At 47.1% G+C, this 22,056-nt stretch carries 19 protein-coding genes; 16 read left to right on the top strand and 3 right to left on the bottom strand.

The features are described from left to right. Positions 1–5: 5 nt before the first annotated feature. The 5 genes from BUA14_RS16440 to BUA14_RS16420 all read left to right on the top strand — a co-directional run bounded on the left by BUA14_RS16440 (position 6) and on the right by BUA14_RS16420 (position 4,381). Entirely contained in the window at positions 6–800 is a 795-nt protein-coding gene (locus BUA14_RS16440) for an ABC transporter ATP-binding protein (RefSeq protein ID WP_072773732.1), read from the top strand. A gap of 156 nt (positions 801–956) precedes the next feature. After that, positions 957–1,781: an amino acid ABC transporter substrate-binding protein gene (locus tag BUA14_RS16435; protein ID WP_072773608.1), complete on the top strand. Its 825-nt coding sequence runs from the start codon at positions 957–959 to the stop codon at positions 1,779–1,781. A 147-nt stretch (positions 1,782–1,928) separates the two neighbouring features. Beyond that, positions 1,929–2,588, top strand: coding sequence for an amino acid ABC transporter permease (locus BUA14_RS16430; RefSeq protein ID WP_072773607.1), 660 nt, complete (start codon positions 1,929–1,931; stop codon positions 2,586–2,588). Positions 2,589–2,606: 18 nt separating this feature from the next. Further along, on the top strand, positions 2,607–3,371 hold the full coding sequence (locus BUA14_RS16425) for an amino acid ABC transporter ATP-binding protein (protein ID WP_072773606.1): 765 nt from the start codon (positions 2,607–2,609) through the stop codon (positions 3,369–3,371). A 215-nt stretch (positions 3,372–3,586) separates the two neighbouring features. Further along, on the top strand, positions 3,587–4,381 hold the full coding sequence (locus BUA14_RS16420) for a diguanylate cyclase (RefSeq protein WP_178371720.1): 795 nt from the start codon (positions 3,587–3,589) through the stop codon (positions 4,379–4,381). 263 nt (positions 4,382–4,644) lie between these two features. On the opposite strand, the gene BUA14_RS16415 is transcribed toward BUA14_RS16420, so the two are convergent. Continuing rightward, entirely contained in the window at positions 4,645–5,067 is a 423-nt protein-coding gene (locus tag BUA14_RS16415; RefSeq protein WP_072773604.1) for a helix-turn-helix domain-containing protein, read from the bottom strand. 304 nt (positions 5,068–5,371) lie between these two features. Here BUA14_RS16415 and BUA14_RS16410 point away from each other — a divergent pair, with 304 nt between their 5' ends. From BUA14_RS16410 to BUA14_RS16375, 8 genes are all read left to right on the top strand, one after another. Beyond that, on the top strand, positions 5,372–5,533 hold the full coding sequence (locus BUA14_RS16410) for a Rha family transcriptional regulator (protein ID WP_242954670.1): 162 nt from the start codon (positions 5,372–5,374) through the stop codon (positions 5,531–5,533). A 221-nt stretch (positions 5,534–5,754) separates the two neighbouring features. Next, positions 5,755–7,545, top strand: a complete 1,791-nt coding sequence (locus BUA14_RS16405; RefSeq protein ID WP_072773603.1) for a sensor domain-containing protein — start codon at positions 5,755–5,757, stop codon at positions 7,543–7,545. 26 nt (positions 7,546–7,571) lie between these two features. Continuing rightward, positions 7,572–9,560: a methyl-accepting chemotaxis protein gene (locus BUA14_RS16400; protein WP_084078681.1), complete on the top strand. Its 1,989-nt coding sequence runs from the start codon at positions 7,572–7,574 to the stop codon at positions 9,558–9,560. 73 nt (positions 9,561–9,633) lie between these two features. After that, positions 9,634–10,239, top strand: coding sequence for a TetR/AcrR family transcriptional regulator (locus BUA14_RS16395; RefSeq protein ID WP_072773602.1), 606 nt, complete (start codon positions 9,634–9,636; stop codon positions 10,237–10,239). A gap of 17 nt (positions 10,240–10,256) precedes the next feature. Further along, on the top strand, positions 10,257–12,947 hold the full coding sequence (locus tag BUA14_RS16390) for a PAS domain S-box protein (protein WP_072773601.1): 2,691 nt from the start codon (positions 10,257–10,259) through the stop codon (positions 12,945–12,947). Next, positions 12,928–13,314 (top strand): response regulator, encoded by a 387-nt coding sequence (locus BUA14_RS16385; protein ID WP_072773600.1) that lies wholly within the window; start codon positions 12,928–12,930, stop codon positions 13,312–13,314. Before BUA14_RS16390 ends, BUA14_RS16385 begins: the two co-directional genes overlap by 20 nt. 240 nt (positions 13,315–13,554) lie before the next feature. After that, positions 13,555–15,204, top strand: coding sequence for a hydroxylamine reductase (hcp, locus tag BUA14_RS16380; RefSeq protein ID WP_072773599.1), 1,650 nt, complete (start codon positions 13,555–13,557; stop codon positions 15,202–15,204). A 169-nt stretch (positions 15,205–15,373) separates the two neighbouring features. Beyond that, positions 15,374–16,132 carry a transposase gene (locus tag BUA14_RS16375; RefSeq protein WP_072773598.1) on the top strand — a complete coding sequence of 253 codons (759 nt, stop codon included), beginning with the start codon at positions 15,374–15,376 and terminating at the stop codon, positions 16,130–16,132. A 150-nt stretch (positions 16,133–16,282) separates the two neighbouring features. Here BUA14_RS16375 and BUA14_RS16370 read toward each other — a convergent pair whose 3' ends face one another. Both BUA14_RS16370 and BUA14_RS16365 read right to left on the bottom strand, forming a co-directional pair. Further along, positions 16,283–17,068 (bottom strand): enoyl-CoA hydratase/isomerase family protein, encoded by a 786-nt coding sequence (locus BUA14_RS16370; RefSeq protein WP_072773597.1) that lies wholly within the window; start codon positions 17,066–17,068, stop codon positions 16,283–16,285. Positions 17,069–17,145: 77 nt separating this feature from the next. After that, the gene (locus tag BUA14_RS16365; RefSeq protein ID WP_072773596.1) at positions 17,146–19,173 is read right to left on the bottom strand and encodes an oxidoreductase; all 2,028 of its coding nucleotides are present in this window, start codon (positions 19,171–19,173) and stop codon (positions 17,146–17,148) included. 209 nt (positions 19,174–19,382) lie between these two features. On the opposite strand from BUA14_RS16365, the gene BUA14_RS16360 reads away from it, so the two are divergent. The 3 genes from BUA14_RS16360 (at position 19,383) to fadR (ending at position 21,947) form a co-directional block, all read left to right on the top strand. Next, positions 19,383–20,165: an electron transfer flavoprotein subunit beta/FixA family protein gene (locus BUA14_RS16360; RefSeq protein WP_072773595.1), complete on the top strand. Its 783-nt coding sequence runs from the start codon at positions 19,383–19,385 to the stop codon at positions 20,163–20,165. Positions 20,166–20,222: 57 nt separating this feature from the next. After that, complete coding sequence (locus BUA14_RS16355) at positions 20,223–21,209, top strand: electron transfer flavoprotein subunit alpha/FixB family protein (RefSeq protein ID WP_072773594.1); 987 nt, start codon at positions 20,223–20,225, stop codon at positions 21,207–21,209. A gap of 144 nt (positions 21,210–21,353) precedes the next feature. Then, positions 21,354–21,947, top strand: a complete 594-nt coding sequence (fadR, locus tag BUA14_RS16350) for a fatty acid metabolism transcriptional regulator FadR (RefSeq protein WP_005817154.1) — start codon at positions 21,354–21,356, stop codon at positions 21,945–21,947. Positions 21,948–22,056: the final 109 nt, after the last annotated feature.

Genomic DNA, 22,056 nt, shown 5'->3' with positions numbered 1-22,056 from the left:
AGCGCATGCTTAAACTCAGAGGAGTCAGCAAAACCTTTGGTATAGGGAGCAGCAATGAAAAACGAGCCTTGGCTGATGTGGACCTTACCCTGCAGTCCGGTGAATTTGTGACGGTCATCGGTGGCAACGGAGCAGGAAAGTCCACCCTCTTTAACTGTATTTCCGGAGTATACGAGATAGAGGAAGGGCAGATTTTGCTTGATGACTTGGATATTACCTATCATCCCGAATATAAACGTTCCAGGATGATTGGCAGAGTTTTTCAGGATCCCCTCAAAGGCACTGCCTTTGATATGACCATTGAACAGAACTTAGCCATTGCCCTGGCCAAAGGGCAGCCCGTCAGCCTGCGCCCCGGGGCAACCAAAAAGGAATTAGCCCTGCTTAGAGAGCGGCTTGCTGTATTGGATCTTGGCTTAGAGGACCGTATGAAGCATAAGGTCGGGCTTTTATCCGGAGGGCAGAGGCAAGCGTTAACCCTGCTGATGGCCACCTTGGTTAAACCTAAAATTTTGCTGTTGGATGAGCATACCGCAGCTCTTGACCCCGCTATTGCCAAAAAGGTGATGGTCTTGACCCGCCAGATAGTAGAAGAGGATAAGCTGTGCACCCTGATGATCACCCATAATATGAAGGCTTCCCTGGAATTTGGCTCACGGACGATTATGATGCATGAAGGAAGAATCATCATGGACCTTCAGGGGGAGGAAAGACGGCAAATGACGGTGGACCACCTGATCGAGCAGTTTGAGAAGCGCAGTGGGGCAGAGTTGGCTAACGACCGCATGCTCCTTGCCTGAAAATAAATAAAATCCTATAAAAAAAGACGAAATCATAAGCATGATTCAGCTAAACAAGTCTATCCTGCAATAATGTGCCGGTTTACCCTTTTATCTCTTTAGCGTATTAAAGTAAAATAGCATCAAGATATTGCGAGAGAGAAGGGGTTGTTCCTAATGAAGAAGTGGGTAGCAGTTGCTATGACTGTCCTTATGTCAGGATTATTATTAGTGGGTTGCGGTGGTTCCAGCAGTGCGGGAGGCACCAATGAGCCGGGCAAGGCGAATACAGAGCCGGAAAAAGGCGCCGTACAGCAAAAGATTGTCATCGGGTTGGATGATACCTTTGCTCCGATGGGCTTTAGAGATGACGGCGGCAATCTGGTGGGCTTCGATGTGGATATGGCCAAAGAAGTGGCTTCACGCCTGGACATGGAGGTTGAATTCAAGCCCATTGACTGGAACAGCAAAGAAGTAGAGCTCAACAGCAAAAAGATTGATATGATTTGGAACGGCCTAACCATCACCAAAGAAAGATTGGAGAAAATAGCTTTTTCCAAACCCTATATGGCTAATCGTCAGATCGTTGTTGTTCTGTCCGGTTCAGACATTAAGACCAAAGCAGATTTAGCCGGTAAGGTTGTCGGTACCCAGGAAGGAAGCTCCAGTGTAGACGCCCTCAATGCTGAACCTGAAGTGACAGGCACCTTTAAGGAGTTAAGAACCTATGGGGACTTTGTGGCGGTTCTCAATGAATTGTCCATCGGCCGGGTTGAGGCTGTGGTCGGCGATGAAGTTGTTTTAAAGTATTATATGAACAAAAAGCCGGGCACCTTTGTAGCTATCGAGGATAATTTCGGCGAAGAAGAATACGGCGTTGGTTTGCGCAAGGATGACACCGAGCTTCTCAGCAAGCTTCAAGGGGCCTTGGATGCCATGAAGGCAGACGGTAAGTCCGCTGAAATCTCCAAGAAATGGTTCGGAGAAGATATCGTCAAGTAACAGGAACCGAGCGAAGGGTAGGGAACGCCTCTTATGTCTTTCCGAAGGGAGAGTCTTCCTTTTCGGAATGGCATAGGAACAATTCCCTACACCTTTTTTCGTTAGACAAATGAAAATATCCTTTGAAAACTCATGAGGAGAGAAATCATGGACTATATTTTGCAGATACTGGGCCCCATGTTAAACGGCACAGTGGTCACTTTAAAAATGTTCTTCGTAACCATCGTTATGTCCGTACCCTTGGGATTGATGCTTAGCCTGGGCCGTATATCCCGGTTTGGAGTGCTTCGCTCGGCGATAGGGGTCTATATTTGGGTCTTCAGGGGCACTCCCCTCATGCTGCAGCTCTTATTTGTCTATTTTGGCCTGCCTTTTATTCCGGTGATCGGTGAGATGCTTATTCTTACGGATTTTCAGGCCGCCATCCTGGCTTTCGTCCTGAATTATGCGGCTTATTTTGCGGAAATTTTCCGGGCAGGAATTCAGTCCATTGAACGTGGGCAATATGAGGGAGCCAGGGCTCTGGGCATGACCTATGGTCAGCTCATGCGCCGCATTATCCTCCCTCAAGTTATTAAACGGGTGCTGCCGCCGGTAAGCAATGAGACCATTACCCTGGTCAAAGACACCTCCCTCATCTATGTCCTGGCCATGAATGATTTGCTGCGTACTACGAGAGCCTTGGTTCAGAGGGACTTTACCATGACCCCCTTTATCGTCGCCGGAGTGTTCTACCTGCTGATGACCCTGGTTCTGACCTGGGGCTTCCAAAGGCTTGAGAAACGCTATGCGGCCTATGATGAATAGGGAAAGAAGGTGAATGGAATGAAAATGATCAGTGCCTTAAATATTGAGAAGAACTTCGATAAGCTGGAAGTTCTCAAAGGAGTCTCTTTGGAAGTGTTCAAGGGAGAAGTGGTAGCCATCATCGGTCCTTCCGGCTCAGGCAAAAGCACTTTTTTACGCTGCCTGAACCGGCTGGAAATGATTGACGGAGGAAGCATCACCATCGAAGGGGATGAGTTGGTCTCTACCACGGCAGAAGGAAAAGTGGCTTATGCAGAAGAATCCCAAGCGCGCATGATCTGCCGCAGAATGGGCATGGTCTTTCAGCAGTTTAACCTGTTTCCTCATCTCACCGTTTTAGAAAATGTTATTGAAGCACCCTTTACGGTTAAAGGGGTAAAAAAAGACGAGATCATCCCTGTAGCCAAGGAATTGCTTGGCAAGGTGGGCCTTCTCGATAAACTGGATTGCTATCCGTCCAGGCTGTCCGGCGGCCAGAAACAACGGGTAGCCATCGCCCGTGCTTTGGCCATGAACCCTGATATTATGCTTTTTGATGAGCCTACGTCAGCTCTTGATCCCGAATTAACCGGCGAAGTACTAAAGGCGATGCGGCAGTTAGCTGAAGAGCATATGACCATGATTGTGGTGACCCACGAAATGAGCTTTGCCCGTGAAGTAGCCAATCGTGTTATCTTCATGGATAAGGGAGAGATCGTCGAAGAAGGAGACCCGGAAGCCGTATTTGGAGATCCTAAGCAGCAAAGGACCCAGGCTTTTCTCAATCACATGAGCGCCAAGTAGACTATTCATAAATAAGAATGTTCAAGCCAGCAAATACTTTTTGCTGGCATTACTTTTATCAGGAGACTATATAATAACCTATGGTGAAAAAAAGGATTATTTAAGAAAATGGCGAATTATCAGAGGAATTAGGAATTACTCATTATTTGGTTGCTATTAGAATAATTATAAAAAGTTGATTATAAAACTATTTTTTATGTATAACGAATTAAGTGATGTTTAGAACAAGCATAAAGACTAAGCCGAAAGGGAGAGAGCGTGGCTTGAAAAAATTTGTTCAGATCTTTACCAAGCTGTTCATGAGCCATGCGCCTTTGATCCTCTCTCTATTAGGTATCTTACTGTGGCTCTTAGCCTATTTTATTTATTGGTTTTTTCCTCTGCACCAAGCACGCTGGGTATGGCTGTCCGTCGTGGTCGTCTTAATTTTTAATGGCATTTCTCTGGGTGAATTTGTTAAGACTTTGGCGGTTAAGGGGTATACAGACTCCATGACAGGGTTGCCCAATAAGGGTTTTATGTACCTGCGCCTGAATATCGATATGGAAAAATACGCAAAGAAAGAAAAAGAATACTCCCTGGCCATGATTGATATCGATCGTTTTAAGAATATCAACGATACTTATGGCCATCTTGCCGGGGATAAGGTGATTAAGGAAACCGCCGAGATCCTGCGTAAGAATGTCAGGGCCAGTGATGAAGTCATCCGCTGGGGCGGCGAAGAGTTTGCGATTTTATTGCCTGAAACCAGTGAGGAAGGAGCCGCTAATCTTATTGAGAGAATCCGCAAGCTTGTGGAAAACCATGACTTTGGCCCGGAGATAGCTTCCCAAAAAGTAACCTTTAGTGCGGGCGTGGTTTCTTACAAGAAACTGGAAGAAGTCAAAGTCAAAGAGAACAGGCTTACCAACAATACGGATCTCATCGTAAATTTCTCCGACCAGGCTTTGTACCAGGCCAAGAAGACCCGCAATACCGTCTGGCGCTTCAGCCAAGGGATGATTGCTTAAGGATTTGTTGACAATTTTGCTTATAAGCTTTTGAGGGACTAGACCCTGAATAATATTGGGTGTAGTCCCTTTATTATTTATGTACCAATACGAAAAACCGCTCTTTGGAGAGCGGTTTAAGCATAAGGGCAACCAGCGGCTTTGCCTCCTTGGCAAGCACCGGTTTAAGGCAAACAAGTGGGTAGACAGTGTCTTCAGTGAAGCCGTGTTTTCTTGATATGTGGAAAATTTTCCACATGTGCGGCTAAAAATAAAGGCTGTTCTTATTCCGCCTCATTAAAGTGCGTTGATTCCAGATCGATGGGTTTGCTTTTATGTAAAGGTTGTTTTATCAACTTAGAATAATCACTGGATAAAAGAAAGGCTGCGTTGGCCATAAGAATCTGCTGCTCCGTACCATTCATGAGATTGAAAATCTCGATTAACCTTTCGTGTTCAGCATTTAGATAATTGGGTAGAGCCGGTGTAGTTCCGGTTAATAACCAATCAGCTGAAACATTGAAAAATGAGGAGATTTCATAAATGAATATAGCTGACGGCATAACCTCACCATTTTCGATCCGTCCCAAATTTGCGCGAGAAATACTGGGAAGATGCCTTGAAAGATCCGCTAAGGACAATTTACCATTTTTTCTAAGCTGTTTGATTCTGGTGCCTAGAGATTTTTTAAATGATTCAGCATTCATAAACTTTCCTCCATCCAAATACGGTGCAGAGATATAAGACGTACAATCGTCTAATATTTGCGCTAATATCTATTGTATCGTCCCACATATGAGCCTATAATATTCATAGGGAAATTCTTCCGCAAGACAAGTGTAATACAGCACCAGCTAAGGTACAATGGTTGAATTTGTCGGTATCTGGTAAAGAAAAAATGTGGCACCTGAAGCTCTAGGTAAACCGATGCTGCCGAAATGGAAAATTTATCTCATATATGGGAGGTAGTGATCCGTGCGTTTAAAAGAACTGACCCCGTTTGGAGTTGAAGTGAAAAAGAGACTAATCGACAGGCGAATGAGCAACAGCGAATTTTGCAAGAAGTACAACATACCCATGAACCGGTTCAGCGAAATTCTCTATGGCAGCCGCCCCGGCAATAAATACCGGGACAGGATAGCTGCGCTACTCGGGATTGAAGAAGCGGCCTAGCCGGACAGCAATGATGTTCTAAGCTGAAAGAGATAAAGAGGTAAATGTCGTAATATGTCGCAAAAAGAATTATCTGGTAATTAAAGATAGTATTGACATATTTATAGCAGTATTAAATAATAAATCGTGTAGCGAAAGAGAGTGAGTGATTACTTACCTAGCTTGAGGATGTAACTTAAAATCGATTAGATACAGGGGTTTCCCGATGAAAGGATCAAATCATGAGGAAAAGTAGTATATTAGCCCGGAATAAAACCATTGCTAAAAACGAAAAAAAACGCAATCCCAGCACAAGTCATACCTTGAGGAACCTGCAGAGACGCTTTCAAGTTTTAGTGCAGGATTCCCATGACGTGTTTGAGATTATCAACTCAGATGGGACCATTCAATACATAAGCCCCGCTGTTGAAAAGATCCTTGGTTACAAGCCCGAAGAGCGGATAGGTAAGCCAACCTATGAACTTTTTGAACCGACAGAAAAAGCTAAATTTACGCAGATGCTGAGTGCAGCCCTCGGTCACCCTGATCAAGTGGTGCAAGAAGAAATAAAGATTAAGACCAAAGCAGGGCAGGAAATAACCTTGGTCTGTAGTATGCGCAATAAGTTAGCAGAGCCCTCCATACAAGGATTAATTCTCAACTGGAGAGTGTCTTCTTCATATCGTAACAGAGAGGATAGCCAGGCAAAAGCCTTTACAACCCTGGATGAACTAACCAGGCTTCCCGCTCGGGGCGCCTTTGAATCACTGCTGAGTCAGCACATGGCGGAGGCCGGGGAAGAAGAAGCCCTGGCATTGATCATTGTGGACATTGATCGATTCAAATACATCAACAGCTACTTAGGCTATGAGCATGGGGACCAGTTGCTCAGGCAAATCAGCCGGCGCCTGCGCTTGATGTGTACGGATCAGGTGTTGCTTTGCCGCTTTTCCGGGGACCAGTATGCCATAGTGGCTGCCCGGGGAGAGGGGCAGGATGATTATATCCCTTTGGTTGAAGAGGTTTTGCGCCTTTTTGATGCCCCCTTTATAGTGGATGAGCATAAACTGGATATTAGTGTGAGTCTGGGCATTAGTATCTATCCTCATGATGCCCAAGATAGTGAGACTCTTGTTAAGTCTGCTTACGCCGCTTTATTACGAGGCAAAGCTGCTGGCAACAAGCACTACCAATTTTATTCAGCTGATGTGGAGCATAAGAATTACAGAGAATTTCTGCTGCGCCGTGACATGCAGAAGGCCCTTAAGGAGGGTCAGTTTGCGGTGCATTATCAACCTATAGTCAATCTATATACCAATGAAGTTCTTGCCGTAGAGGCTTTGCTGCGCTGGAAACACCCCTTATGCGGAATGATTTCCCCCGCTGAATTTATCCCGATTATGGAAGAAACCGGTTTTATAGTGGATGTGGGAAAATGGCTGTTGGAAGAAGTATGCCGCAGTCATAAGCAATGGCAAAAGGAAGGACTGCCTCCCCTCAAAGTATCCATCAACTGTTCGTCCGTGCAGTTTGCGGAAGAGTGCTTTGTGGAGAGCATCCAGGCCATTCTTGACAAGATGAAGCTCGATCCCCGCTATCTTATTATAGAAATCACGGAAAGTGTCCTCATCGATAATGCCAAGAAGGTCATTGCCGATCTGCAAAAACTTCAGGAGATCGGCATTTTGGTTGCAGTGGATGACTTCGGTACAGGTTTTTCATCCTTATCGTATTTGCTTACCTTTAATATAGATATTATAAAAATTGACAGCTCCTTTATACAGAACATTCCTACCAATAAAACCAGCACGATTATTACCCATTCTGTGATCAATCTGGCCCGTGAACTCAATATTAAGTTGGTGGCCGAGGGAATTGAAAGTCTGGAGCAGCTGTCCCACCTGAAGCGGTTCAACTGTCACACCGGTCAGGGGTATCTCTATAGTAAGCCGATACCACAGCATCAGCTTGCTGAAATTATAGCGAATAAAAAATGCGAGCCGCAAATCAACGCCAAGGCTCTGGGGATTTAATTAAAATGAAATTGGAGGACTGTGTGTTGAAAAGTATCAGAACACAACTGGTCATTTATTTTTCCATACTTGTATTGCTATCATCTTTAGCCCTGGGATATCTGTCTTTGGCAAAGGCCAGCAATGCCCTGACGGCTGAAGCAGAAAAAGCTTTAGGTACCCTTGCCGCCGATTCGGCTAAACTCACGGAAAGCCGTTTGGAAACCCAAAAGAAAACCTTGGAGATGATCGCCTTAAGGGAAGATATGCAAACCATGGATTGGCAGGTACAACAACCCATCTTGCAAAGACAACTCCCCAACACCAATTTTCTTGATCTTGGGGTGGTTCAGTTGGACGGTTCCGTCAGCTATACCGATGGGTCAACCAACCAACTGGGAGACCGGGATTATGTGCAAAAGGCCTTAAAAGGGGAAACGAATGTATCTGATCTGATCATCAGCAGGGTGACCAACAGCCTGGTTATTATGTATGCCACACCGATTGTCAACGAAGGGAAAGTGGTGGGGGCATTGATCGGGCGCCGTGACGGCAATGCCTTAAGCCTGATCGCGGAAGACACAGGATATGGTCAAAATGGTTATGGATATATGGTTAATAGCCAAGGAACGGTTATTGCCCACCCGGACAGAGAAAAAGTGTTCGATCAATTCAATCCTATCGAAGCAGTCAAAGAGGACCAAAGTTTAATGTCCACGGCGACTATGATTGAAAACCTGCTGCAGAGCGGCCAGGGAGTAAGTTCCTATACCTATAACGGTCAGGATTTATATGCGGGATATGCTCCTATTCAGGGCAGCGATTGGACCTTTGTTATTACGGCCAGTCAGGAAGAAGTTCTGTCAGCCATCCCTGCTCTCCAAAAGGATATTTTAGTTACCGGAGTGATTATTTTCTTCATAAGTATGGGCTTTGTCACCCTGATTGGAAATTCTATGGCTAAGCCCATTATGAAAGTGAAGGAGAGTGCCGAGAGAATTGCCCGCTTGGATGTGACCCAGGATGTACCTGAAGGATTGCTCAAAAAAGCCAATGAGATCGGAGCCTTGGCCAAAGGAATCCAAGTCATCACCGCCAGCCTCAGAGAGTTCATAGGGGATGTCAAAGAGTCCTCTGAGAAAGTCGCCGCTGTATCTGTGCAACTGACAGCGTCAACCCAGCAAAGTGCCATCACTGCGGAAGAAGTATCGAGAGCAGTTACGGAAATTGCCAGAGGAGCATCCGAGCAAGCCGGTAATACGGAAGAGGGAGCGCTGAAAGCCGCCCGCCTCGGACAAGCCATTGAAAAGGATCTTGAGTTGGTGGAAGCCTTAAATGCTGCATCGAATAGGGTTTCGGCTGTTGTGGATGAAGGCTTGCAAGAGATTGATAACCTCACCCGTATCTCTCAGGAAAACAACGGAGCCACTGAGGAAATACGTCAAGTAATTTTTAAAACCAATGAAAGTTCCCAAAAGATTGAGCAAGCCAGCAATGTCATTGCTTCCATAGCAGAGCAAACCAATCTCCTGGCCTTGAACGCAGCTATCGAAGCAGCCCGGGCAGGAGAAGCAGGACGGGGATTTTCCGTCGTCGCCGAAGAGATTCGCAAGCTGGCTGAGCAATCCTCCGCTTCCACTAAATCCATTGATCTCATGGTGAAGGAGCTGCAAAATAACTCTCAGGATGCGGTCAAAAACATGGAGAAAGTATCCCAGATATCCAAGGAACAAGCGGAAAGCGTTATGACCTGCCAGGATAAATATCGGGTGATTGCCCAATCCATGGAGGAAGCTATCCAAGCCGTGAACGAGCTGAATGTTTCGGAAGCGGCAATGGACAAAATTAAGGATGAAATCCATTCCACATTACAAGCTCTCTCGGCCATCGCTGAAGAGAATTCCGCCGCCACAGAGGAAGTTACCGCTTCCATGGAAGAGCAAACAGCATCTGTCCAGGAAATCGCGGCTTCCAGTGAAGGGCTGTCAGAATTAGCCCAAAGCCTTAAAACAGTCATCATGAAATTTAAACTATAAATCTGCTGGTCTTTGGAAAAATGTGCTACAATGAAGAAAGGTTACGAGTTTTGACGAAATAAGGAGAATTGATGTGGATAGCAATCTTATACACAGAAAAGAGAGCCTGGTTATTACAGCCATCTCCCTCATCAATGAAAAGGGCTTTCAAGGCTTTTCCACAAGAGAAGTGGCCAAACGAGAAGGAGTTTCCGAAGCTACCATCTTCAAGCATTTTAAATCGAAAAACGAACTCGTATCAGCCGTTCTTGAGCACTCTTCCCAATATGATCATGCTTTGTTGGAAGCAACCCTAACGAAGAACTTAACTCCCAAAGAGAAGGTTCTTCATCTCATCGACAGCTATATAACTTACTGTGAGAACTATCCGGAAATTACGGCGATTCTTCTGGCCTACAATGGATTGTTGTACGACGAAGAGCTCAGGGATAAGGTTATGGAGATTATTTACCGACGGTCAAACGACATCCAGTCTTTAATTCATAGCTCGATCGGAATGGGTGAACTGAAGCCATCCGCTCATAGTGAAAGTTTAACCAATATTATTCTGGGAATGATTCATGAGATCATTCTCAAGTGGCGAATGGCGGAGTTCAGCTTCTCTTTGCGGGAGCAGACTCTTACTTCGGCAACCATGCTTTTAGAGGCTTTCACCATGACACACGAAGCCAAACTATAGAGAGGAGATAGAGAAGGGTGGATTTCAGTCTGCATTTAGGAGATAATCTCCCAGCCCTGATCTGGAGCAGCGACCGGGCGGGAAACTATGACTATGTCAATCAGGCCTGGTTGGAATTCACAGGGCTTGCCTTTGCGGAAATCCGTGATCAGGGTTGGCTGAGCTGTGTTCATCCTGAAGATTCTCCGGGGGTCATGAAAGGGCTGGAGCATAGTCGCAGACATAAGGCTCCCTTTGAAGCAGAGTACCGTTTGCGTCGGTATGATGGGGAATACCGTCATTGCCTGAGCCGTGGTCAGCCTTATGATGATTCTAAGGGAGAGCTGGCCGGCTACACCGGTGTGGTCATAGATGTTACAGAGCGCAAAGAAGCAGAAATCATGACACGAGAAAACGCAGAAAAATTCAGAGAGATTTTTAATCGCATTACGGACTGTGTGTTTATCCATGAAGTTAAGGATGATGGACAGATTGGCAAAATTCAGGAAGTCAATGATATGGCTTGTGAGCTTATCGGCTTGACCAGGGCAGAGATTATCGAGCTAAACCAAGAAGTGATCAAAGTCAGGAACCCTTTGACACTGGCCAATGAGTTCACTCAGAAATTATTGAGCAAAAATTACCTGGTTTTTGAAGGAATGCTGTTGACCCATCAGGGGAAGGAGATCCCTGTGGAAGTCAAGGCCCATTACCATGTCTTAAACGGTCGCAGGATGTTGCTTTCTATTGCCAGGGATATTACCAATCAAAAACGGATCCATAAAATCTTATTGGCAAGCCATAATAAATACCGTCAGCTTTTCGATAACATCACTGATGCGGTTTTTGTCTATGAACTGCAAAAGGGTGGATATCCCGGGCTGTTGATCGAAATAAACGAAAAGGCCAGGAGGCTTATGGGCTATCATGAAGAAACATTCATGTTTTCTGCAGGACCCTGTATTCGCCCATCCTCACCACAATTAACCTTGGATGACGTGTGGCAAAGCCTGGAAAGAACCCATTCAGTAAGTTTCGAGGGGATCTGTACCAATCTGGAGGGCGAGGATATTCCCGTCGAAGTCAATTGCCATACCTTCCCTTTAAACGGCAGCAAGGTGATGCTGACCCTTCTTCGCGATATTACCGAGAGAAAGCAAATCGAACAGGAACGAAAACGGACTGAGGCGGAGTTTCAGCAGGCCAAGGAGAAGGCTGAAGCAGCCAATCGGGCCAAAAGCGAATTTCTGGCCAATATGAGTCATGAAATTCGTACACCGATCAATGGGATCATCGGCATGATCGATCTCACCCTCTTAAGCTCCTTAGAGAAGACCCAAAGAGAGAATTTAAAGATTGCCAAAAACTGCGCTTACTCTCTGTTTAAAATCATCAATGATATTTTGGATTTTTCCAAAATCGAAGCCGGAAAACTAACGGTTGAAGAGATTGAATTTAACCTTAAGGAAGTCATCGAACAGATTATCAAAACCCACAGTCCTGAAGCTGAACGCAAAGGTCTGGACTTGGTCTACACCCTCTCGGCCAACCTCCCCGGTTACTATAAAGGAGATCCGGAACGGATTAAGCAAGTCCTCAATAACCTGCTGAGCAATGCTCTCAAGTTTACCGAGCGGGGAGAGGTTTCCCTGGCGGTCAAACGCCTGCAAGGGGATGAGGACGTTTCGGATTTAAAATTTACTGTCATGGACACGGGAATCGGCATAGCCCAAGAGGATCAGCTGCATCTTTTTGAAGAGTTTAACCAAGTGGACGGCTCCATTACCCGCAACTATGGGGGAACCGGTTTAGGGTTAGCCATATCCAGAAAACTGGTTGAGATGATGGGGGGAAGAATCTGGGTCGAAAGTGAAAAAGGGCAAGGGAGTTCCTTTGGCGTTGTTTTAAGGCTGAAACATGGCGACAAAGACACGCTGCGCTTCAAGTCCACCCAGAATAATGACGAGGCAAGGAAAGCATCAGCCGCAAGGTCTTACCGAATCCTTTTAGCTGAAGATCATATCGTGAATTCCATTGTCATAACGGAAATGCTCAAAATCCAAGGCCATCTGGTCGATATCGCCATGGATGGAGAAGAAGCCTTGGCTCTTTATTATCAGAATCCTTATGATGTCATTCTTATGGACATCCAGTTGCCGCGTCTGGATGGGATCGAAGTGACGAAAAGAATTCGGGCAAGTGAAGGGGCTCAAAGCCATACCCCGATCATTGCCTTAACCGCCTACGCCTTGCAAGGGGATCGGGAAGGATTCCTCCAGGCCGGTATGGATGAATACATCCCCAAGCCCGTAATGATGGAGGAGCTGATCATGGTCTTGGATAGAGTGGTGACCAAGTTCGCTTCCCCAGAGGGGCAAGCCCAGCAGGAGGAGGTTGTTATTACCGATGAGGGTGTCTATTTCAAGGATATGCCCTCCTCCCCGGAGAGCGTCAATAAGGACCTTGAACTCAGCGAGATGGCCTATGATTTTAAAAAACTGCGCATCGCCCTCAACAATGGCGACAGTGTCGCTCTGGAGCATATCGCCCATCGCATCAAGGAACGGTGTTCCGTAATCGGAGCTCATAAATTAAAGGCTCTGGCCTTTAAGATTGAACTGGCCGCCCGGCGTGGCAATCCCGAGGAAGCAAAGGACTATCTGCACGATTTGGATAATGAATACAATCAATTGAGTGGAGGAATGTTGAATGAAAATACTCGTAGCTGAAGATGATTTAGCCAGCAGCGCTTTTTTGGTCCAATTCCTCACCCAATATGGAGAAGTCGATCGGGCGGTGGATGGTTTGGAAGCACTTGAAGCCTATTCCTTGTGCCGGCAGGAGCTGAGGCCTTATGACATCATCTTTCTGGATATCATGATGCCTAAAGTCGATGGAGTCACGGTCTTAAAGGCCATAAGAAATTATGAAACCAAAAAGAGGGTTAAACCGGAAAATAAAACCAAAGTTGTCTTGACCAGCGCCTTAACAGAAACCGATTATGTTAAAAAAGCCAGGGAAGTCGGTTACGAAGGCTGCTTATCCAAACCCCTCGATACACAAGAGGTTCATAATATCATGCAGCAACTGGTATGAATCAAGGGGAATCAAGGGGACAGGTCCCATTATTCAAAAATGAATAACGGGACCTGTCCCTCTTTTGATTTGCACTTTTTTGCAGTGTGAGTTTTATCACACTCCCTAAAAACTGAAGTCACAGAATTGTTCCTTACCTTGCGATAAGATAATTGCAGACGGTTGGCATGGGACTGACTGTCCAATGACACAATCCATGAACAAAAATTTATTAATAATGGATAGGGAGGATTCGCAAAGATGAGTATGTTCTGTTTTCAATGTCAGGAAACCGCTAAAGGAACCGGCTGTACCATCAAAGGAGTATGTGGAAAAACTGCAGATGTCGCTAACCTGCAGGATCTTCTGCTCTATGTCATGAAAGGAATCGCCATCAACAGCCTGCAAGCCCGTGAACTGGGGATTGTCCGCCAGGACGTAGACAAATTCGTTATGGAAGGCTTATTCGCCACCATTACCAACGCTAACTTTGATAACGCTCGTTTCGTAGCTCTGGTTCGTGAAGGTCTTGCTTTACGCGACAGCTTAAAAGCCGACATCGTCAAAGCCGGGGGAGTTCTGCCCGCTAATCTTCATGATTCAGCAACTTGGACTGCAGATTCTGCGGAAGAATTTGATCAAAAGGCAGCACAAGTAGGTATCTTAGCTACTGAAAACGAAGATGTACGCTCCCTTCGTGAACTTTTAATCTATGGACTTAAAGGAATGGCTGCTTACGCAGAGCATGCCTTTGCTCTTGGCTATGAAGATAACAGCATCTTTGCTTTCATGATGAAAGGCCTGGCCGCTACTACCGATGACAGCCTCTCCGCAGACCAACTGGTTGCTCTGGTACTCGAAGCCGGAAAATACGGCGTCGATGTCATGGCTCTGCTGGATAAAGCCAATACAACTTCTTACGGCAACCCCGAAATCACTAAAGTCAATATCGGTGTACGCAATAACCCTGCCATCCTCATCAGCGGTCATGATTTGAGAGATTTGGAAGATCTCTTGAAGCAAACAGAAGGAACCGGCGTGGATGTTTATACACACGGCGAAATGCTCCCTGCTCACTACTATCCGGCCTTCAAAAAGTATGCTCACTTTGTGGGTAACTATGGCAATGCCTGGTGGAAACAAGACAAAGAATTTGATTCCTTTAACGGAGCTATTCTTCTCACCACCAACTGTTTAGTACCCCCCAAGGATTCCTATAAAGACCGTCTCTTCACCACCAGTGTCGTAGGCTACGAAGGTGTAAAACACATCCCTTCCCGTGAAGCAGGCAAAGTCAAAGACTTCTCGGCAGTGATCGAATTAGCCAAAATCTTACCGGCACCGACAGAGATCGAAACCGGAGAAATCGTTGGCGGCTTTGCTCATAATCAAGTCTTTGCCGTAGCTGATAAAGTGGTTGAAGCTGTAAAATCCGGAGCTGTAAAACGCTTCTTCGTCATGGCCGGTTGTGACGGACGGATGAAGAGCCGCGATTACTATACAGAATTCGCCAAAGCCCTTCCCCAAGACACCATCATCCTCACTGCAGGTTGTGCCAAATATAAATACAACAAACTGGAACTGGGAGATATCGGTGGCATTCCCAGAGTCCTGGACGCCGGACAATGTAACGACTCCTACTCCCTGGCCGTCATTGCCCTTAAGCTTAAAGAAGTCTTCGGCCTTGACGATGTCAACCAACTTCCTATCTCCTACAATATTGCCTGGTATGAGCAAAAAGCTGTGATCGTGCTTCTGGCACTCCTCTACCTGGGCGTGAAGAATATCCACTTAGGACCCACCTTGCCTGGATTCCTCTCTCCCAACGTAGCTAAAGTTCTGGTTGAGAACTTCGGAATCGCCGGTATCACCACAGTTGATGACGACATGAAAATCTTCATGGGTGCATGATCATCCTACTCAATACCTTCCCCTATCTAAGCAGGAGGCCTAAGCCTCCTGCTTTTTTTGGGACAAGGGGACAGGTCTACTGTCCCACCTTGTCCCAAAACACTATAGTGCATCTGATAATATTGTAGCTTATTGGAGATAATGCTATAATTCCCCTGAGGTGATGACCATGCCAAGGAGGCCAAGGAAACAAAGCTCAACGGGTATATATCATGTCATCATGCGGGGCATAAACCGACAAAATATTTTTGACGACAAGGAGGATCGTCGTAAATTCATAGAGAAGCTGGTTTACTATAAAACGGTATGTGGTTACAAAATATATGCTTATTGTTTAATGGATAATCATATTCATGTTTTAATACAAGAACTCAACGAACCTCTAAGTATATCAATAAAACGAATTAGTTCCAGCTATGTCATGTGGTTTAACAAGAAATATGAACGGTGCGGACATTTATTCCAGGAAAGGTTCAGAAGTGAAGTGGTAGAGACGGATCGCTACTTTTTAACAGTGTTGAGGTATATCCATCAAAATCCCGTAAGGGCTAAGATTGTTGAAGATGTAGCCAAATATCCGTGGAGCAGCTATCATGAATTTTTTCTAACGGACTCTAAAGTCGATAGAGAATATGTTTTAAAAATATTCGGTGACATATCGGCAGACGCCTTGATCAATTTTAGTGAGTTTCATAAGGATAAGAATGATGATAGCTGTCTTGACGCTGAAACATTGAGACTGATTAGTGATGAGACTATCAAAGAAATGATCAGGGTGCAGTTTGGCACCGATTCCGTTAGACTAATAGAGATGGAAAAAACCTTACAAAGCAAGATCTTAAGAGCGTTAAAGTCTATGGATGGTGTAAGTGTTCGACAAATATCAAGGGTGACTGGGCTATCGAAAAGTAAAGTTTGGCGTGCATAAAAAAGCGAGTGAAGGCTCAATGAACAAAACTGTTCAGGAGACATCACTCGCTTTGCCATGATTGGACGGCAGGATTGCCCTCCAAGTTCAACAGGTCAAAGATTGATAGCTTGAAAAGGTGGGACAGCAAACCTGTCCCCTTGTCCCGCCCTAGCGGCCGTGGAATTTGGGTTCACGTTTTTCAAGGATGGAGTCGATGGCCTCTTTTTTGTCTTCCGTGCCCATACAGAAGGTGGAGCCGGCTTCCTCATACATCAGACCTATTTCCAAAGGAGCATCCACAGCCAGGTTAATGGCTTTTTTGGCAAAGCGAATGGCATAGGGAGGCATGCTGGCAATCTGCTCTGCCATCTTTAAAGCCTCATTCAATAAATTCTCCGACTCCACCAAAATATCCACAAGCCCGATGCGGGCCGCCTCCTGGGCATCGATCCGCTCGGCGGTAAAGATCAGGCGTTTGGCCTGGCTGGGGCCGACGGTCCGTGTCAGACGCTGGGTTCCTCCCATATCCGGGTTAAGGCCAATCCGCACTTCGTTAATGGAAAAAAGTGAGGAACTCGAAGCAATGCGGATATCCCCGCATAAAGCCAGCTCTAAACCGCTTCCTACGGTAATGCCGTTGATTGCCATAATCACCGGTTTGATAAAACGATCCCAACGGGTGTTAATGCCTTGATAGCGATACAGATCACGGGAGATAAAGTGAGGGTTAAGCTTGGCTAAAAGAGAAAGATCAGCGCCGGCACAGAAGAATTTATCCCCTGCCCCGGTAAAGATAACCACCCGCACCTCATCATCATAGTGCAGGTCCTCCTGAATTTTCTCCATCTCCTGGTAGGTATCCAGGGTCCAGGAATTCCCTTTATTGGGACGGTTTAAAGTAACGAGGGCAATAGCCCCTTTTTTCTCCACTGTGAAGTCATTGTATGAGCTCATCAATCTTACCCCTCTCATGGGTTGGCAACCCTATTTATTTAGTGTATCAACGTTCCTTATTCCTGGAGATATCCGGCCTACCCCAAACTAAGGGCTGCCTTATATCCGGTATGAACTGCATCCAGAACTTTAGCGGGCTTAGTGGCATCTCCGATCTGCTGCAGGGTTACATGGGCAGGCAACTTATCCTGGAGAGCTTTCATCAGCTCCTGATTAGCCACAGAGCCAACCGCCGATATCACAGTATCTCCGGGAATCAGGCTTTCACCCTCCGGACCTTCCACCCAGACTCCATCGGCACGGACCGCCTTCACCATGGTATTGGTTAAAACCTTGACCTGATAACGTTGGAGATCGGCCAGCATTGCCCAGCGGGTGCTTGAACCCAGATCCCGGCCCACGCCCTTGGTCATTTCCACCAGAGTAACCCGTTTTCTTCCCTGGAAAAGCAGCCTGGCCAGAGTCTCTGTGCTTTCGGCCTGATTGACGATTAGAAAGCGAAGGATTTCAGCATCCAGGGTTCCTTGACCGGCCAGATAGAGGGCTGTTTCTACTCCCACCGAGCCGCCGCCTACGATTACGACCTGCTCCCCTGTTTCTTTGCCGGCCAGGACATCCCAGGCCTGGGCAATCTCCACCCCTTCCTCCACGGGGAAGGGAGGGGCCATCGGCAGGGCACCGGTAGCAAAGATAATGTCGGTAAAGTCCTCCTCCGCAATACCTGCCAAAATATTTTCCACATCAGCTTCTTGATTGGTATAGATTTTGACTCCCTGAGCCTTACAGGCCTGAACCAAGTACTCCGTAAACCGATTGAAATCCTGACGCTCAGGCGGTGCCGCAGCCAAATTGAGCTGCCCACCCGGCCGGCTGGATTTTTCCCAGACCGTTATATTATGTCCCTGTGAGCTGGCTACCCGCGCGAACTCCAGTCCGGCGGGACCGGCCCCTACGACGAGAACCTTCCTAGGGGATGAAGAAGCTCCCTGGCCCTTGAGCTCAGCTTCCCGCCCGGCTTCCGCATTGACTAAGCAAGCTACGGGTATCCCTCGGAACACATGATCCAGGCACCCTTGGTTGCAGGCGACGCAGGGACGGAGCGGTGAAGGATCCAAGCCCTGGGCCTTTAAAGGCAGGTTGGGATCCGCCAGAATCGGCCGGGCGAACCCTACCAAATCCGCATCCCCGGAAGTAAGGATATCCCGGGCCAATTCAGGGGTGGTAATGCGATTGGAAGCAAACACCGGCAGGTCAACCACTTGTTTAATTCCCCGCACTAAATAGCGGAAGGCGGCCGGGGGAACATTCATGGTAATCTGAGGGACGAGGGTCTCATGCCAGCCTCCTGTTACATTGATGGCATCAACCCCTGCTGCCGCCAAGGCTTTGGCAAAGGTCCGGGCCTCTTTATTGGTATGTCCCCCCGGAATAAAGTCATTGCCCGCAATCCGGACAACGACAGGGAAGTCAGGCCCTACTCCTTGGCGGATGGCCGCTATAATTTCCAGGGCAAAACGCATCCGATTGGGCAGATCCCCGCCATATTCGTCTGTCCTCTTATTGGTTGCGGGAGAGAGAAACTCCGAGATGAGATACCCCGTTCCGGCTAAAATCTCCACCCCGTCAAACCCTGCCTTTTGAGTACGAACAGCGGCCTGGGCAAAAGTTTGCACCAGTTCCTTAATTTCCTCTACGGTCAGTTCATGAGGAATTTCTTTCGTTAATTTAGAAGGGAGAGGAGAAGGGGCCACAGGTTGATTCCCGGTTAATAGAGAAGATGCATAATTTCCCGCCTGATAGAGCTGGGTCATGACCTTGGCGCCCTCCTGATGGACAGCCTCCACAAGCTTCTGCAGTCCGGGGATATAGCGATCTTCATCCAATTGAATCATGCCTAAAGTATTGCCGACCCGATCGATGCCGCAGCCACCGACTATAACCAGGCCTACTCCGCCCCAGGCGCGCACCCGGTAGAATTCAATGAGCCGATCCGTGACCTCCCCGTCAGGACAGTAGTTGAGATGCATGGCGGGCAGCACCATACGGTTTTTCAGCTCCATTTTCCCGATGCGAATCGGTGAAAAAAGAGGATCTTGTTTTGACATAGTTGGCACCTCCAAAAATGAACGATCATTCATTATCGAACAGCATACCACGAAAAGCCTTGCGGGGAAATACTTTTTTAAGAATAATCAGATTATTAAATAAATATAAAATATTTTAAAAATGGTATTCCGTTTTGTCCGGGAATTTGATATTATATTATAAAAATGAATGAGTATTCATTCATGGATGAGGAGAAAGGGGAAACGAGATGAACATATTGGTTTGTCTAAAACAAACATTTGACACCGAAGCGAAGATTGTGATCAACCCACAGGGTCAAATCGACTCGACCGGGGTAAATCTCATTATGAATCCTTATGATGAGTTTGCTGTGGAAGAGGGAATCCGCCTCAAAGAGAAATTCGGCGGCGAAGTAACCGTATTGAGCATGGGTGGCCCCAAAGTCAGCGAAGTGTTGCGCACAGCCCTGGCTATGGGAGCGGATAAAGCGGTTGCCATTCAGGATCCTGCTTTGGACGGCAGTGATGAATTTGTTACTGCGGTCGTTCTCGCTAAAGCTGTTCAAAACATTCCCTATGATATCATTCTTTCCGGACGGATTGCCATTGATGACGGCTCAAGCCAGGTGACCGCCCGTCTGGCAGAGCTGTTAGGTGTGCCGTCGGTTTCAACTGTCTCAGAGTTGAAGGTGGAGGGCATGACCGCCACAGTGTCCCGTGACATCGACGGGGGTATGGAAGTCGTCGAAGTGCCCTTGCCGGCTGTGATCACCGCCCAAAAAGGGTTGAATGAGCCCCGCTATCCTTCCGTGGCCGGAATTATGAAAGCCAAGAAAAAGGAATTGAAAACTTTGAGCTTGACCGATCTTGGCCTGACGGCAGCTGGAGCCGGCACCCAAGGGGCGAAGATGAAGGTGGTCAAGATGAGCCTGCCTCCTGCCCGCCAAGCTGGCCGCCTTATCCAGGGGGAACCTCCTCAGGCTGTTGCCGAATTGGTCAATGCCTTGATGAATGAAGCAAAAGTAATTTAGTTGACGGAAAATAAGGAATGAGTTGAAGGAAAACAAGGAAAGAGAGGATTGAGCAGGATGCCTAAGGGAATTTTAGTTGTACTTGAGCAGTATAACGGGGAGCTTCGCAAGGTCTCCCTGGAGCTTCTGAGCGAAGGCCGGCGTTTAGCGGACATGGCTGGATTGAACGTCACAGGGGTATTATTGGGCCAAAACCTTAAGGATTTGGCTGCGGCGGCAGCTTCCTATGGTGCTGATAAAGTGATCGTTGTCGACGACCCGGCTTTAAAAGATTATACCACCGGTGCCTACACCTCCGTACTCAACCGGGTGATCCGGGATGAGGAGCCCGAAGTGGTGGTGATGGGCAATACCGGGATTGGCCGGGATCTGGCTCCCCGTCTGGCCCAGCGCCTGGGAGTGGGATGCGCGTCAGATTGTGTGGCCGTTACCGTGGACCCTGCCTACAAACTGCGCTTTAAGCGCCCTGTCTATGCCGGTAAGGCCTATGCAGAAGTAGCTACTGAGGCACGCCCCATTCTGGCCACCATCCGCCCCAACAGCTTCAGCGTGGCCGCCCCTAATCCGGACCGTCAAGCCGAAGTGGAGGAAGTTGCGGCAAGTATTGATGCCGCTGATCTCAGAGCCATCGTCAAAGAAGTGATTCGTCAGGCTTCCAGCCGCCCCGAACTTACCGATGCCAATGTGATCGTTTCCGGCGGGCGGGCCATGAAGAATGAGGAAAACTTCAAGATCCTTGAAGACCTTGCCGATACCATAGGAGCCGCCGTAGGGGCTTCCCGGGCAGCCGTTGATTCCGGATACCGGGAATATAAATACCAGGTAGGTCAAACCGGCAAGACCGTTTCCCCAACCTTGTATATTGCCTGCGGAATTTCGGGAGCTATTCAACATTTGGCGGGAATGGGTTCCTCCAAGGTGATTGTAGCGATCAATAAAGACCCGGAAGCAAACATCTTTACCGTGGCGGATTATGGCATTGTCGGGGATCTTTTTGAAATCGTCCCCTTGCTTACTGAGGAGTTCAAAAAGCAACTGGCTTAAGCAAACAGAGCACTGCCTGGAAAGGTCTCAAGAGGATAAACAGTCCGCGGCCTCGGGTAACCCTACTGAAGAAAAGGAGAGCTTGACAAGTTCGATAAGAAGGATGTCTAATTAAGTCAAAAAAGTAAGTAAAGGAGACGAAGTATGGCTGTTTCCCGGGAAGACAAATATGAAAGAATTTTAGATGCAGCAATAGAAGCATTTGCAGAGGTTGGCTATCATTCGTGTCAAGTATCGAAGATTGCCCGAATTGCGGGAGTGGCTGACGGGACGATTTACCTCTACTTTAAGAATAAAGAAGATATCCTCATTCGTCTCTTTACGGAAAGAATGGGAGATTTTATCCAACTCATTCGCAGCAGGATGGAATCCTGTCAGGATACCCGAAGCCGTCTTAGGGCAATTGTCCACACTCATTTGACCCATATGGAGAATAATCGTGCTCTGGCAACCGTTACCCAGGTCGAATTAAGGCAACCCAATTCAAATCTGTACAGTGCGATTGCGGTGCCGCTGCGAGAGTACTTCCGACTGGTTGAGGAGGTGATTGAAGAAGGAATAAAGCAGCAGGAAATTATTCCTTCACTCAATATACATGTCGCCCGCCAAATGATTTTCGGCACCATCGATCGGGCGACTACCGACTGGGTTTTTGCACGGTCTGAGCGCTCCTTAAGCAAGGAAGCAGACTGCATGCTGGAGCTGTTCTCAGGAGCTCTCGGGCTGCCGAAGGAATAAGCAATCCCCTTGTAAATTTTCTCAGGGAAAGTCATTGGCGTAGAGGATCTGAGGGCTTTCTCTCGAAGTAAAAGACTGAATATTCATAAATTTAAAAATCATACAACAA

The organism is Desulfitobacterium chlororespirans DSM 11544, assembly GCF_900143285.1.
Lineage (GTDB): Bacteria > Bacillota > Desulfitobacteriia > Desulfitobacteriales > Desulfitobacteriaceae > Desulfitobacterium > Desulfitobacterium chlororespirans.
The sequence above is the reverse complement of the archived record's forward strand: the minus strand, read 5'-3'. Positions and strand labels throughout refer to the sequence as shown.

What these genes read in the sequence shown, in the direction of transcription:
- BUA14_RS16440 (WP_072773732.1), top strand. Translation starts at nt 6, where the DNA reads ATGCTTAAACTCAGAGGAGTCAGCAAAACCTTTGGTATAGGGAGCAGC.
- BUA14_RS16435 (WP_072773608.1), top strand. Translation starts at nt 957, where the DNA reads ATGAAGAAGTGGGTAGCAGTTGCTATGACTGTCCTTATGTCAGGATTA.
- BUA14_RS16430 (WP_072773607.1), top strand. Translation starts at nt 1,929, where the DNA reads ATGGACTATATTTTGCAGATACTGGGCCCCATGTTAAACGGCACAGTG.
- BUA14_RS16425 (WP_072773606.1), top strand. Translation starts at nt 2,607, where the DNA reads ATGAAAATGATCAGTGCCTTAAATATTGAGAAGAACTTCGATAAGCTG.
- BUA14_RS16420 (WP_178371720.1), top strand. Translation starts at nt 3,587, where the DNA reads ATGTTTAGAACAAGCATAAAGACTAAGCCGAAAGGGAGAGAGCGTGGC.
- BUA14_RS16415 (WP_072773604.1), bottom strand. Translation starts at nt 5,067, where the DNA reads ATGAATGCTGAATCATTTAAAAAATCTCTAGGCACCAGAATCAAACAG.
- BUA14_RS16405 (WP_072773603.1), top strand. Translation starts at nt 5,755, where the DNA reads ATGAGGAAAAGTAGTATATTAGCCCGGAATAAAACCATTGCTAAAAAC.
- BUA14_RS16385 (WP_072773600.1), top strand. Translation starts at nt 12,928, where the DNA reads ATGAAAATACTCGTAGCTGAAGATGATTTAGCCAGCAGCGCTTTTTTG.
- hcp (WP_072773599.1), top strand. Translation starts at nt 13,555, where the DNA reads ATGAGTATGTTCTGTTTTCAATGTCAGGAAACCGCTAAAGGAACCGGC.
- BUA14_RS16375 (WP_072773598.1), top strand. Translation starts at nt 15,374, where the DNA reads ATGCCAAGGAGGCCAAGGAAACAAAGCTCAACGGGTATATATCATGTC.
- BUA14_RS16370 (WP_072773597.1), bottom strand. Translation starts at nt 17,068, where the DNA reads ATGAGCTCATACAATGACTTCACAGTGGAGAAAAAAGGGGCTATTGCC.
- BUA14_RS16365 (WP_072773596.1), bottom strand. Translation starts at nt 19,173, where the DNA reads ATGTCAAAACAAGATCCTCTTTTTTCACCGATTCGCATCGGGAAAATG.
- BUA14_RS16360 (WP_072773595.1), top strand. Translation starts at nt 19,383, where the DNA reads ATGAACATATTGGTTTGTCTAAAACAAACATTTGACACCGAAGCGAAG.
- BUA14_RS16355 (WP_072773594.1), top strand. Translation starts at nt 20,223, where the DNA reads ATGCCTAAGGGAATTTTAGTTGTACTTGAGCAGTATAACGGGGAGCTT.
- fadR (WP_005817154.1), top strand. Translation starts at nt 21,354, where the DNA reads ATGGCTGTTTCCCGGGAAGACAAATATGAAAGAATTTTAGATGCAGCA.